Raw genomic sequence first — 12895 nt, 5'->3', positions numbered from 1 at the left:
TGTCAGAGCTATTGACAAATACGTAAGAATCAGATAGAATAGTAAAGTATGTTTAGTAACTGATCACTTTATAGCCGGCTAAACGAATACAAAATCTATGAGGAGGTATTCATCGTGAAACGTACTTATCAACCAAGTAAACTTCGTCGTGCGCGCAAACACGGATTCCGTAACCGTATGTCAACTAAAAACGGTCGTCGCGTATTGGCAGCTCGTCGTCGTAAAGGACGCAAAGTTTTGGCTGCATAATCCAAACAAATGAAACAAAGAAGTCAGTAGGAACTCGAGCCTACTGATTTTTCTTTTATCTAAAAGATAGAATTTTCTAAAGTTATTGATTGAGGATAGACATTTTAGAAGACGTCTTGAAAAAATCACATATAGAAAAAGCTCAAGATCAGAAGATAATTTCTCTGATTTTGAGCTTTTCTTTATTCTTTCAAATGATAAGAGTAGCTAGCCACGACGACATCTTCGTGCCATCTGAGAGCATATTTTAATTTGAGGCTCATTTGATTGTGTAGGATATTTTGCCAAGGTTTGTTAGGGATAAATTGGGGTACTAGAACTGTAACCGTGTAGTTCTTGTTCTTGGCTTCTTGAGAGATTTTTCGAACATATCGAACTGTAGGTGTGATAATATCGCGATAGCTGGTATTAATGTTTTTTAGAGTGATATTTGGGAAGTAGTCGGCAAATTCTTGGAGGATTTCTTGGTCTTTTTCCTCAGTTTCCTTGGTGGAAATGTGCATGGCCAAAACTTCATCTCCGATGCTTTGAGCGTAATTAATCGCTCCAACACTGACTCGGGTAACATTTCCCACTAAGACAAGGACGACATTGCCGTCGTAGGTTTTCTTTTGAATTCCTTCGTAAAGTCGAAGTTGTTTGGCCACTTTTTGGTAATGACTGTGGATGGACAAAAAGAGGAAGGTTAGGACCAGGATAATTGGGAAGAATGGCCAGATATCTCCAAGCCTGAAGAGGAGTAGAATAAGGACGATGGCGTAACAAATGATGGCACCGAGGATATTTGCAAAGGCAGATTTTAAGAAATGAGAGCCTTTTTCTTTTTTCCAGTGGCGAATCATGCCTGTTTGAGAAAGGGCAAAAGGAACAAAAACTCCGATAGTGTAGAGAGGAATCAAGCGTTCTGTATTTCCGTTGAAAATAAGCAGAAGGATTATAGCACCAAAAGCTAAGGTTAAAATACCGTTTGAATAACCCAGGCGGTCTCCCTTTTCCATAAAGAGATGGGGCATGTACTTGTTCTTAGCCATATTGTAAGCCAACATTGGAAAGGCAGAAAAACCAGTATTTGCAGCAACGGCTAGAATTAGGGCAGTTGAGAATTGGAAGAGATAATAGACAATCTGACCGAGAGCTGAATCCCCTAAAATCCCTTTAGCCATTTGTGAGAGGATTGTTTCTCCGTGTTGAGGTGTAATCCCCATCCAGTAGTTTAAGAAGGTAATCCCTGCAAATAGAAATCCGAGAATCAGAGACATGATGGTCAGTGTCTGAGCAGCGTTCTTCTCTTTGGGAGTTTTGAAAAATGGAACGGCATTTGAGATGGCTTCAACCCCTGTTAGTGAAGCCGAACCGCTGGTAAAGGCTCTTAAAATTAGGACAATTGACAGACTTGGGACAGTTTGACCAATTGCAGAAGTTGCATGATAACTGAGAGAACCTGTCAACAGTTGGAAGATACCAAACAATAAGAGGAAGACCGTACTAAAGATAAAGAGATAGACGGGGATCATCAGAGAACTAGCAGATTCCCTCAAGCCTCGTAGATTTAAAAGCATGAGCAAACATACTAGAAAAATAGAGATGTGGAGGTTGTAAGGATGGAGGGCAGGAAGTGCAGCAGTGATAGCATCAGCTCCTGCTGCCACTGATACGGCTACTGTTAGCATATAGTCAACAAGCAGACTTCCCCCAGCAATCAAACCTAACTCAGGGGAGAGGTTTTCTCGAGTAACCATATAGGCACCTCCACCTTGAGGGTAGGCATGGATGATTTGTCTATAAGAAATGGTCAGGCTAGCTAATAGTAAGAGGACAAAAATGCCAATAGGGAGACTCCACCAGATAGCAAGCGGAGAAAGACTAGCCAATACGAGAACGACCTGTTCAGGTCCATAAGCGATAGAAGATAGGGCATCACTTGATAGCATTGCGAGTGCCTGCGTTTTTCCAAGTAGTCCTCCCTCGCCTTCAGTTAAGGACTTAAGGGGACGACCAATAAAGGTATATTTTAGTTTTGTAAACATTTTCTTTCCTTTTCTGAAAAAATTCAACAAGAGTTATTATACTGCTATGAAAAAAAGTCGTCAAGAAAAAATGAATGATTTCAAAATATTTTTTCCTATAAGGATGAGACTAGTTTTTTGGTATAATAGAAGGTAGAAAAACGAGGGAATATAAATGATTTTTGATACTCATACCCACTTGAATGTGGAAGAATTTTTGGGACGCGAAGAAGAAGAACTTACCTTAGCGGCTGAAATGGGCGTAACTCGGATGAACATTGTTGGTTTTGACAAACCGACTATTGAGCGGGCCATAGAACTAGCAGATAAGTATGACCAACTCTATGCGACGATTGGCTGGCATCCGACAGAGGCAGGGACTTATACAGAGGAAGTGGAGTCTTACTTGCTAGAAAAACTAAAACATCCTAAAGTTGTTGCCTTGGGTGAGATTGGTTTGGACTATCATTGGATGACAGCATCTAAAGAAGTGCAGGAACAAGTTTTCCGTCGTCAGATTCAGCTATCTAAGGAATTAGATTTACCTTTTGTGGTTCACACCCGTGATGCGCTAGAAGACACCTATGAGATTATCAAGAGCGAGGGAGTTGGTCCTCGTGGCGGCATCATGCACTCCTTCTCAGGTTCTCTAGAGTGGGCTGAGAAGTTTGTGGAGCTTGGTATGACAATTTCCTTTTCTGGAGTGGTGACTTTCAAGAAGGCGACAGATATTCAGGAAGCGGCCAAAGAGTTGCCTTTGGATAAGATTTTGGTAGAAACGGATGCACCTTATTTAGCCCCAGTACCCAAGCGTGGTCGTGAAAACAAGACAGCTTACACGCGCTATGTAGTGGACTTTATCGCCGACTTGCGTGGCATGACGACAGAAGAATTGGCAGCTGCGACAAGTACCAATGCAGAAGGCATCTTTGGATTGGAACGTAAATCATGAAAGAGAAAATTTCCCAAGTCATCGTAGTTGAAGGACGCGATGATACGGCCAATCTTAAACGTTATTTTGATGTGGAGACCTATGAGACTCGTGGTTCGGCTATCAATGAACAGGACCTTGAACGAATCCAACGTCTACATGAGCGTCATGGGGTGATTGTCTTTACAGATCCCGATTTTAACGGGGAACGCATTCGTCGGATGATTATGACGGCCATTCCGACAGTTCAGCACGCCTTTCTCAAACGTGATGAGGCAGTGCCAAAATCTAAGACCAAGGGACGTTCTCTAGGAATTGAGCATGCTAACTATGAAGACTTGAAGACAGCACTAGAACAAGTAACTGAGCAGTTTGAAGCAGAAAGCGACTTTGATATTAGCCGTAGTGACTTGATTCGCCTTGGTTTTCTAGCCGGATCAGATAGCCGAAAACGCAGAGAATATCTAGGAGAAAGCCTTCGTATCGGTTATTCCAATGGGAAACAACTCCTTAAACGTTTAGAGTTATTTGGGATCAGTCTAGCTGAAGTTGAAGAAGCTATGAAATCATATGAGAATTGAGAAACTCCCCCAAAATGTGGAGGGAATGTGATACAATAGAAGTAAGCATATACGGTTTAATCAGGCTTGGTAGCAAGCATTAGAAAAGTGACTCCATAGAAATTGTGCTAAGTGGAGATGATGAGGAAAAGTTATGGGAATCTTTGATTTTTTAAAAAAGACAGAAGCAACAAAGCCTACTGAAACAACTGAATCCAATAAGGAAGCAGAAGAGGCGAAAGACAATGCTTGCGTGGGTGTTCTAGATTTGTTCCCGATGAAGGAAACGAACCAATTATTGATTGTTGGGAGTCTAGAAGGTAGTATCAAGGTTGGAAGTCAGTTGCAGTTTTGCAATCCCGACCAAGGAATGGAAAGTCTTGGTACTGTAGAGGTTAAAAAACTCAGCAGTCAAAACAAAGATGCAGATAGTCTAACGGATGAAGTTCTTGCCCATCTAGTGGTTGATAGGATTCCTTCTTTGGATAAACTGAAAAAAGGAAGTGTGCTCTTTAGTTCAGGTATTGAGGAAGAGCAAAAATTATCTAGCTATTCAGATGCTCTTTATCGTGCTTTTGTAGCCATCCAAGAGGGTCAGTTAACAAATGAAGACTATTTGGCAGCTACCCTTGATGACAGCGTAGAGATTTTACGTCTCTTTTTATGGAAATGCCGTCAAAATCAGGAAACTGAAAGCGAAGAAAGCTATCAATCCAACACTCGTAAGTTGGAACGTCTCGCGGAAATCGTCAAAGACAAGTTGTTAGCAGCAGATTCTGTTTATGCAGTATATTCGGAAAAAACGGGCGAACCTTACCTCTTTTCAACTACTTATGACAGAGGTAAGGAAGGTTATCTGTGTACTGATCCCATGATCATGCTGTTGACCCCATCTTGGTATCGCCAATTCAAGGAAACCATTGACAGCCGACCAAACTCAGTCGTAAAATTGATTGAAAATACGGAAGATAAAAAAGGGATTGAGAATTTCCTTGGGACAGCATTTTACTTAAACGGTGCCATGGGAGCAATCTTTAATTCCAAGGAAGTCAGCATCAGTGCCTCAGCCTTGGTTCAAAAACCAGATTTTTCTAATTTGCCAGAAATACAAGTTCCTGTCATGAATCCTGACCTGGTAAGATGGATGCTCTTGATGGGACAGATGGACCAACCGACTACAGAAGAGCAAGAACTAGTTTATGGGCTTTACTACAAGTTCTTCTCTATGGCTATGCCTAAAGCAAAATTCTTGCTTCCATTAGATGCAACATCAGGATTCCCAGAGGATAATTCAGAAGGAAATTCCTTTGTTTTGGAAAAAGACGCTAACTTTAATATTCCCGTTAGAGAAGGAAAAGATGGGCGAAACTCTGTTCCAGTATTTACAGATTGGAAACGTCTGAGAATGGTTTTTGATGAAAAATGGAATGGGATGATTGAAGAAGCTGGAGGCATGATTGAAGGTTTTGACTATGCCATAAACCCAACGGAATACTATGAAGCGGGTGCCTATGTTAGCCTAACAGCTTTTAGAGACATGCAAAAACTTAGTGAGGAACAAGAAGGAAGAGCTCAAGATTAGAAAACCTTTCAATATTAGAAAAGAGAATAAATGAGAATTGCAGATTATAGCGTGACCAAGGCAGTGCTGGAGCGTCACGGTTTTACCTTTAAAAAATCCTTCGGGCAAAATTTCTTGACCGATACCAATATCCTTCAAAAAATCGTGGATACGGCTGAGATTGATGATCAGGTCAATGTTATTGAAATTGGTCCAGGAATTGGTGCTTTGACGGAATTTTTGGCTGAGCGTGCGGCTGAAGTTATGGCCTTTGAGATTGATAACCGCTTGGTACCAATTCTAGCAGATACCCTGCGTGATTTTGACAATGTGACCGTAGTCAACGAGGACATTCTAAAAGTCGATCTACCGCAACATATCCAGAATTTTAAAAACCCTGACCTGCCTATTAAGGTAGTAGCCAACTTGCCTTACTATATCACGACGCCTATTCTCATGCACTTGATCGAGAGTGGCATTTCTTTTAGTGAGTTTGTGGTCATGATGCAAAAAGAAGTGGCAGATCGTATCTCTGCTAAGCCAAATACCAAGGCTTACGGTAGCTTGTCAATTGCAGTTCAGTATTATATGACGGCCAAGGTTGCCTTTATCGTGCCTCGTACAGTATTTGTGCCAGCGCCCAACGTGGACTCGGCTATCCTGAAAATGGTGCGCCGTCCAGAACCAGCTGTAGCAGTTGAAGACGAGAACTTCTTCTTTAAGGTTTCCAAGGCTAGTTTCACCCATCGTCGCAAGACCTTGTGGAACAACTTGACAGGTTACTTTGGGAAAACTGAGGAGATCAAGGACAAACTGACAAAGGCTTTAGATCAAGCGGGCTTGTCACCGAGTGTACGTGGTGAAGCTCTGGGCTTAGAAGAATTTGCCAGTCTAGCAGATGCGCTTAAAGGACAAGGGCTCTAAGATGCAGGGACAAATCATTAAAGCTTTGGCCGGATTCTACTATGTGGAGAGTGATGGTCAGGTTTATCAAACACGCGCGCGTGGAAATTTTCGTAAAAAGGGTCATACGCCCTATGTTGGAGATTGGGTAGATTTTTCTGCGGAGGAAAATTCCGAAGGTTATATTCTCAAGATTCACGAACGAAAAAATAGTCTGGTTCGTCCACCGATTGTCAATATTGACCAAGCTGTGGTGATCATGTCGGTCAAAGAGCCTGACTTTAATAGCAACTTATTGGATCGGTTCTTGGTTCTTTTGGAGCACAAGGGCATTCATCCTATCGTCTATATTTCCAAAATGGACTTACTAGAGGATAGGAGAGAACTGGATTTCTACGAGAAAACCTATCGTGCTATTGGTTACGATTTTGTGACGAGTAAAGAAGAACTTTTACCCTTGTTGACAGGCAAGATTACGGTCTTCATGGGGCAGACGGGTGTTGGAAAGTCAACTTTGCTCAATAAAATCGCACCTGATCTCAATCTAGAAACGGGAGAAATCTCAGACAGTCTGGGTCGTGGTCGTCACACTACTCGAGCGGTTAGTTTTTACAATCTCAATGGTGGGAAAATCGCAGACACACCAGGTTTTTCATCGCTGGATTACGAAGTAACAACAGCAGAAGATCTGAATCAGGCTTTTCCAGAGATTGCTAGTGTCAGTCGTGATTGTAAATTCCGCACTTGTACCCATACCCATGAGCCATCTTGCGCTGTAAAACCAGCAGTAGAAGAGGGCATCATTGCTACCTTCCGTTTTGACAACTACCTGCAATTCCTCAGTGAGATTGAAAATCGTAGAGAAACCTATAAAAAAGTCAGCAAAAAAATTCCAAAATAAGGAGAAACCTATGTCTCAATACAAGATTGCTCCGTCAATTCTGGCAGCGGATTATGCCAACTTTGAACGTGAAATCAAACGCTTAGAAGCAACTGGGGCTGAATATGCCCACATCGATATCATGGATGGTCACTTTGTACCCCAAATCAGTTTTGGTGCAGGTGTGGTCGAAAGTCTTCGTCCTCATAGCAAGATGGTCTTTGATTGCCATTTGATGGTATCAAATCCCGAACATCATTTAGAAGACTTTGCGCGTGCAGGTGCAGACATCATCAGCATCCATGCAGAAGCAACACCTCATATCCATGGGGCCCTTCAAAAAATTCGATCTTTGGGAGTGAAGCCTTCTGTTGTCATTAACCCTGGAACACCTGTTGAGGCGATTAAACATGTGCTTCATTTGGTTGACCAAGTATTAGTCATGACCGTTAACCCTGGATTTGGTGGGCAAGCTTTTCTGCCTGAAACCATGGATAAGATTCGTGAGTTAGTGGCACTTCGTGAGGAGAAGGGCTTGAACTTTGAAATCGAAGTTGATGGTGGGATTGATGATAAAACTATTGCTCAAGCCAAAGAAGCTGGTGCAACAGTCTTTGTAGCAGGGTCCTATGTCTTTAAGGGAGATGTCAATGAACGAGTGCAAGCTCTCAGAAAACAACTGGACTAAAGTTGCAGTTTTTGCAGGCGGAGACCGCGGTCACTATCGGACAGATTTTGACTGCTTTGTCGGTGTGGATCGAGGCTCACTTTGGGTACTGGAGGAAAAACTTCCTCTTGCTTTAGCCGTTGGGGATTTTGATTCTGTGACTGTAGAAGAACGTCAGTTGATTCAAAAACGTGCCCAGCATTTTGTTCAAGCCCAGCCAGAAAAAGATGATACCGATCTGGAACTAGCACTTTTAACGATTTTTGAAAAGAATCCTCAAGCTCGGGTGACTATTTTTGGTGCCCTAGGTGGTCGCATTGACCATATGTTGGCTAATGTCTTTCTGCCTAGCAATCCTAAATTGGCGCCCTATATGCGTCAGATAGAGATTGAGGATGGGCAAAACTTGATTAGCTATTGTCCAGAAGGAACCAGTCAGCTAGAACCACGTTCGGACTATGATTACCTTGCTTTTATGCCTGTGAGGGATAGTCAGTTGACTATTATCGGAGCCAAGTATGAACTAACTGAGGAGAATTTTTTCTTTAAGAAAGTTTATGCTTCTAACGAATATATAGATAGGGAAGTTTCGGTGACTTGCCCAGATGGCTATGTGGTTGTACTGCATAGCAAGGACAGGAGATAGGATGGAGATTATATTACTACTGTTATTAATAGCTAACCTAGCCGGCCTCTCTCTCATTTGGCAAAGGCAGGATAGGCAGGAGAAATATCTGACCAAGAGTTTAGAAGACCAGGTAGATAATCTTTCAGATCAGTTAGATTATCGATTTGAGCAAGCCAGACAGTCTAGTCAGCTTGACCAAAAAAATCTTGAAGTGGCTGTCAGTGACCGTTTGCAGGAGGTGCGAATCGAATTGCACCAAGGTCTGACCCAGGTTCGACAGGAGATGAATGAAAACCTCCTCCAAACCAGAGATAAGACTGACCAAAGGCTACAGGCCTTGCAGGAATCAAATGAGCAACGTTTAGAGCAGATGCGCCAAACGGTCGAGGAAAAGTTAGAAAAGACCTTGCAGACACGCTTGCAAGCGTCTTTCGAGACAGTTTCCAAGCAATTGGAATCTGTCAATCGCGGCCTTGGAGAAATGCAGACGGTGGCGCGTGATGTTGGTGCGCTAAATAAAGTTCTTTCTGGAACTAAAACTCGAGGAATTCTAGGAGAATTACAACTGGGGCAGATTATCGAAGATATCATGACGCCTGTTCAGTATGAACGAGAATTTGCAACGGTTGAAAATTCGAGTGAGCGAGTCGAGTACGCCATCAAGTTGCCTGGGCAAGGTGACCAGGAATATGTTTATCTACCGATTGATTCTAAGTTTCCACTGGCAGATTATTACCGTCTAGAAGAAGCCTATGAAGCAGGTGATAAGGATGAAATCGAAAATTGTCGCAAATCACTCCAAACAAGCGTTAAGCGTTTTGCCAAAGATATCAAGAACAAGTACATAGCACCGCCAAGGACGACCAATTTTGGAGTCTTGTTTGTCCCGACAGAAGGTCTGTACTCAGAAATCGTTAGAAATCCGATTTTCTTTGATGGTTTGAGACGGGATGAGCAGATTATTGTTGCGGGACCAAGTACCTTGTCAGCACTTCTCAATTCCCTATCTGTTGGCTTCAAGACTCTGAATATCCAAAAGAGTGCTGACCATATTAGCCAAACTCTAGCTAACGTCAAAACCGAATTTGGCAAGTTTGGTGGTATTCTGGTTAAAGCGCAAAAACACCTCCAACATGCCACTGGTAATATTGATGAATTGTTAAACCGACGTACTTCAGCTATCGAGCGAACGCTTCGTCACATTGAGTTATCAGAAGGTGAGCCTGCGCTTGATTTGCTCCAATTCCAAGAAGATGAGGAAGAATATGAAGATTAGTCACATGAAGAAAGATGAGCTTTTTGAAGGCTTTTACCTGATCAAGTCAGCTGACCTGAGACAGACACGTGCTGGGAAAAACTACCTAGCCTTCACCTTCCAAGATGATAGTGGAGAAATCGAAGGGAAGCTCTGGGATGCTCAACCCCACAATGTTGAAACCTTTACAGCAGGGAAAGTAGTCCACATGCAGGGACGCCGAGAAGTTTATAATAACACCCCTCAGGTTAATCAGATCACCCTTCGCTTACCTCAGCCTGGCGAACCCAACGACCCAGCGGACTTTAAGGTTAAATCTCCAGTAGATGCCAAAGAGATTCGTGAGTATATGGCGCAGATGATTTTTAAAATTGAAAATCCAATTTGGCAGCGAATTGTTCGGAATCTCTACACCAAATATGACAAGGAATTCTACTCCTATCCAGCTGCTAAGACCAACCATCATGCTTTTGAGACAGGTCTTGCTTACCATACTGCTACTATGGTTCGTTTGGCAGAAGCGATTGCAGATATTTATCCTCAGCTCAATAAGAGTTTGCTCTACGCGGGGATTATGTTGCACGATCTGGCCAAAGTTATTGAGTTAACAGGTCCCGACCAGACAGAGTACACAGTAAGAGGAAACCTTATTGGTCATATTGCTTTGATTGATAGTGAAATTACCAAAGCGGTTATGGAACTTGGCATTGATGATACTCGAGAAGAAGTGGTGCTTCTGCGCCATGTGATTCTCAGCCACCATGGATTACTCGAGTATGGTAGTCCTGTTCGTCCTCGTGTGATGGAAGCTGAAATTATTCATATGATTGATAATTTGGATGCGAGTATGATGATGATGTCAACAGCTCTGGCTCTTGTTGATGAGGGTGAAATGACCAATAAAGTCTTTGCTATGGACAATCGTTCCTTCTACAAGCCAAAATTAGACTAGAAACTAAAAAAATGAGCTTTATTTAGACAATAAAGTTCGTTTTTTTGCTTTATTGTGATATAATGAGAAAAAGACTAATTAAAAAGAATGGTGAATAACTAATGAAATTAAGAAGAAGTGATCGGATGGTTGTTATTTCCAATTATTTGATTAACAATCCATACAAATTAACCAGTCTCAATACCTTTGCGGAAAAGTATGAATCTGCCAAATCTTCTATTTCAGAAGATATTGTCATTATTAAGCGCGCCTTTGAAGAAATTGAAATCGGCCATATTCAAACGGTGACAGGTGCTGGTGGAGGAGTTATTTTTACACCATCTATTTCTACCCTTGAGTCCAAAACAATCATCCAAGAACTTCGCGATAAACTTTCAGAGAGCGACCGTATTCTGCCAGGAGGCTACATTTATTTGTCTGATCTCCTTAGCACTCCAGCTATTTTGAAAAATATCGGCCGTATTATTGCTAAGAGCTTTATGGACCAAAAGATTGATGCTGTTATGACGGTAGCGACCAAAGGGGTTCCGCTTGCAAATGCAGTAGCAAATGTTCTCAACGTACCTTTTGTCATTGTCCGTCGTGACTTGAAAATCACAGAAGGTTCAACTGTGAGTGTTAACTATGTCTCAGGTTCTAGCGACCGTATTGAAAAAATGTTCCTTTCAAAACGTAGCCTTAAGGCAGGAAGCCGTGTCTTGATTGTTGATGACTTCTTGAAAGGCGGAGGAACGATTAACGGGATGATTAGCCTTTTAACAGAGTTTGATTCTGAGTTGGCTGGTGTAGCTGTCTTTGCTGATAATGCGCAGGAAGATCGTGAACAGCAGTTTGACTACAAATCACTCTTAAAAGTTACCAATATTGATGTGAAGAACCAACAAATTGAAGTTGAAGTTGGGAACATCTTCGAAATAGAAAAATAAGAGAGAATAAGATGCTTAAAGGTTGGAACTTTCGTCCCAGCCTTTCTTTGATAATGAATATAAAGGAGTCTTATGAAAGCACCATTTATCAAACGTGAAGACTTAGAAAAGATTGTTGAAGAGTTTCCAACTCCATTCCATCTCTACGATGAAAAAGGTATTCGCAAGAAAGCACGCGCAGTAAACAAAGCCTTCTCTTGGAATAAAGGCTTTAAAGAATACTTCGCAGTTAAGGCAACCCCAACTCCAGCTATCTTGAAGATTTTGCAAGAAGAAGGATGTGGAGTGGATTGTTCTAGTTATGTAGAACTCTTAATGAGTCATAAGCTTGGGTTTACAGGGGCGGAGATGATGTTTTCATCTAACAATACACCAGACCAAGAGTACGCTTATGCCCGTGAATTAGGGGCGACTATCAACTTGGATGCCTTTGAAGATATCGACCATTTAGAGCGCGCTGCAGGGATCCCTGAGATTATCTCTTGCCGTTACAATCCTGGTGGAGTATTTGAATTAGGAACGGATATTATGGATAATCCTGGTGAAGCTAAGTTCGGGATGACTAAGGAACAGCTCTTTGAAGCCTTTGCTATCTTGAAAGAAAAGGGAGCAAAAACTTTTGGGATTCATTCCTTCCTAGCTTCCAATACTGTTACTCATCTCTATTACCCAGAATTGGCACGCCAGCTCTTTGAACTGGCTGTAGAAATCAAGGAAAAGTTAGGTATTTCGCTGGACTTCATCAATCTTTCTGGAGGAATCGGGGTCAACTATCGTCCGGACCAGGAGCCAAATGATATTGCTTTAATTGGTGAGGGTGTTCATCAGGTTTATGAAGAAGTTCTTACGCCAGCAGGTCTTGGTAAAGTTAAGATTTTTACAGAACTAGGACGCTTTATGTTAGCGTCTCATGGAATTCTAGTGACTAAAGTAACCCATAAAAAGAAAACCTACCGTACTTATCTCGGAGTAGATGCATCAGCTGTCAATCTTATGAGACCGGCTATGTATGGAGCTTATCACCACATCACCAATATGATGAATCCTGACGGTCAGGCTGAAGTAGTTGATGTTGTTGGTTCTCTTTGTGAAAACAACGATAAGTTTGCAGTAAATCGTGAGCTGCCTCAAACAGAAATTGGTGATTTGTTAGTCATTCATGATACAGGTGCCCATGGGTTCTCTATGGGATACCAGTACAATGCTAAACTTCGTTCAGCAGAGATTCTCTACACGGAGGATGGTGGTGCTCGACTAATCCGTAGAGCAGAGCGACCTGAGGACTATTTTGCGACTCTCTATGGGTTTGACTTTGACAAGGATTAGAAGATTTTTTGAAAATCATGAAAGTTGAAAGTGAAAAACAGTTTGTTTTCT

Annotated in this window: 13 protein-coding genes; 12 read left to right on the top strand and 1 reads right to left on the bottom strand. The window is 42.0% G+C overall.

Going from position 1 to position 12895, the window contains the following annotated elements:
* Positions 1-114 precede the first annotated feature (114 nt).
* The gene (rpmH, locus tag KBU52_RS05580) at positions 115-249 is read left to right on the top strand and encodes a 50S ribosomal protein L34 (RefSeq protein ID WP_000831905.1); all 135 of its coding nucleotides are present in this window, start codon (positions 115-117) and stop codon (positions 247-249) included.
* A 182-nt stretch (positions 250-431) separates the two neighbouring features.
* On the opposite strand, the gene KBU52_RS05575 is transcribed toward rpmH, so the two are convergent.
* Positions 432-2276 carry an APC family permease gene (locus tag KBU52_RS05575; RefSeq protein ID WP_223333814.1) on the bottom strand — a complete coding sequence of 615 codons (1845 nt, stop codon included), beginning with the start codon at positions 2274-2276 and terminating at the stop codon, positions 432-434.
* 154 nt (positions 2277-2430) lie between these two features.
* Between KBU52_RS05575 and KBU52_RS05570 the strand changes: the two genes are divergently transcribed.
* From KBU52_RS05570 to KBU52_RS05520, 11 genes are all read left to right on the top strand, one after another.
* Positions 2431-3207: a TatD family hydrolase gene (locus KBU52_RS05570; protein WP_254724589.1), complete on the top strand. Its 777-nt coding sequence runs from the start codon at positions 2431-2433 to the stop codon at positions 3205-3207.
* Complete coding sequence (rnmV, locus tag KBU52_RS05565) at positions 3204-3767, top strand: ribonuclease M5 (RefSeq protein ID WP_254724588.1); 564 nt, start codon at positions 3204-3206, stop codon at positions 3765-3767. Before KBU52_RS05570 ends, rnmV begins: the two co-directional genes overlap by 4 nt.
* Positions 3768-3900: 133 nt before the next feature.
* The gene (locus KBU52_RS05560) at positions 3901-5328 is read left to right on the top strand and encodes an SseB family protein (RefSeq protein ID WP_223333808.1); all 1428 of its coding nucleotides are present in this window, start codon (positions 3901-3903) and stop codon (positions 5326-5328) included.
* A 30-nt stretch (positions 5329-5358) separates the two neighbouring features.
* A complete protein-coding gene (gene rsmA / locus KBU52_RS05555; protein WP_254724587.1) occupies positions 5359-6231 on the top strand; it encodes a 16S rRNA (adenine(1518)-N(6)/adenine(1519)-N(6))-dimethyltransferase RsmA in 873 nt (290 codons plus the stop codon).
* Between the two features lies 1 nt (position 6232).
* Entirely contained in the window at positions 6233-7111 is an 879-nt protein-coding gene (gene rsgA, locus KBU52_RS05550; protein ID WP_178895663.1) for a ribosome small subunit-dependent GTPase A, read from the top strand.
* Positions 7112-7121: 10 nt separating this feature from the next.
* The gene (gene rpe / locus KBU52_RS05545) at positions 7122-7778 is read left to right on the top strand and encodes a ribulose-phosphate 3-epimerase (protein ID WP_254724586.1); all 657 of its coding nucleotides are present in this window, start codon (positions 7122-7124) and stop codon (positions 7776-7778) included.
* The gene (locus KBU52_RS05540; protein ID WP_225750747.1) at positions 7741-8403 is read left to right on the top strand and encodes a thiamine diphosphokinase; all 663 of its coding nucleotides are present in this window, start codon (positions 7741-7743) and stop codon (positions 8401-8403) included. The genes rpe and KBU52_RS05540 overlap by 38 nt, the downstream gene beginning before the upstream one ends.
* A 1-nt stretch (position 8404) precedes the next feature.
* The gene (gene rmuC / locus KBU52_RS05535) at positions 8405-9661 is read left to right on the top strand and encodes a DNA recombination protein RmuC (protein ID WP_254724585.1); all 1257 of its coding nucleotides are present in this window, start codon (positions 8405-8407) and stop codon (positions 9659-9661) included.
* Positions 9651-10592 carry a 3'-5' exoribonuclease YhaM family protein gene (locus KBU52_RS05530; protein ID WP_254724584.1) on the top strand — a complete coding sequence of 314 codons (942 nt, stop codon included), beginning with the start codon at positions 9651-9653 and terminating at the stop codon, positions 10590-10592. The genes rmuC and KBU52_RS05530 overlap by 11 nt, the downstream gene beginning before the upstream one ends.
* Positions 10593-10693: 101 nt before the next feature.
* Positions 10694-11518, top strand: a complete 825-nt coding sequence (purR, locus tag KBU52_RS05525) for a pur operon repressor (RefSeq protein ID WP_254724583.1) — start codon at positions 10694-10696, stop codon at positions 11516-11518.
* Positions 11519-11590: 72 nt separating this feature from the next.
* Positions 11591-12844 (top strand): diaminopimelate decarboxylase, encoded by a 1254-nt coding sequence (locus KBU52_RS05520; RefSeq protein WP_254724582.1) that lies wholly within the window; start codon positions 11591-11593, stop codon positions 12842-12844.
* Positions 12845-12895: the final 51 nt, after the last annotated feature.

The sequence above is a fragment of the Streptococcus sp. 9.1(2021) genome (assembly GCF_030466425.1).
Taxonomy (GTDB): Bacteria; Bacillota; Bacilli; order Lactobacillales; family Streptococcaceae; genus Streptococcus; species Streptococcus wuxiensis.
Note: the sequence above shows the minus strand (reverse complement) of the source record. Positions and strands in the feature narration are given on the sequence as shown.

Coding starts and splice junctions, on each gene's coding strand:
- KBU52_RS05540 (WP_225750747.1), top strand. CDS start 7,741: ATGAACGAGTGCAAGCTCTCAGAAAACAACTGGACTAAAGTTGCAGTT.
- KBU52_RS05530 (WP_254724584.1), top strand. CDS start 9,651: ATGAAGATTAGTCACATGAAGAAAGATGAGCTTTTTGAAGGCTTTTAC.
- rnmV (WP_254724588.1), top strand. CDS start 3,204: ATGAAAGAGAAAATTTCCCAAGTCATCGTAGTTGAAGGACGCGATGAT.
- rpe (WP_254724586.1), top strand. CDS start 7,122: ATGTCTCAATACAAGATTGCTCCGTCAATTCTGGCAGCGGATTATGCC.
- rmuC (WP_254724585.1), top strand. CDS start 8,405: ATGGAGATTATATTACTACTGTTATTAATAGCTAACCTAGCCGGCCTC.
- purR (WP_254724583.1), top strand. CDS start 10,694: ATGAAATTAAGAAGAAGTGATCGGATGGTTGTTATTTCCAATTATTTG.
- rsgA (WP_178895663.1), top strand. CDS start 6,233: ATGCAGGGACAAATCATTAAAGCTTTGGCCGGATTCTACTATGTGGAG.
- rsmA (WP_254724587.1), top strand. CDS start 5,359: ATGAGAATTGCAGATTATAGCGTGACCAAGGCAGTGCTGGAGCGTCAC.
- KBU52_RS05560 (WP_223333808.1), top strand. CDS start 3,901: ATGGGAATCTTTGATTTTTTAAAAAAGACAGAAGCAACAAAGCCTACT.
- KBU52_RS05575 (WP_223333814.1), bottom strand. CDS start 2,276: ATGTTTACAAAACTAAAATATACCTTTATTGGTCGTCCCCTTAAGTCC.
- KBU52_RS05520 (WP_254724582.1), top strand. CDS start 11,591: ATGAAAGCACCATTTATCAAACGTGAAGACTTAGAAAAGATTGTTGAA.
- KBU52_RS05570 (WP_254724589.1), top strand. CDS start 2,431: ATGATTTTTGATACTCATACCCACTTGAATGTGGAAGAATTTTTGGGA.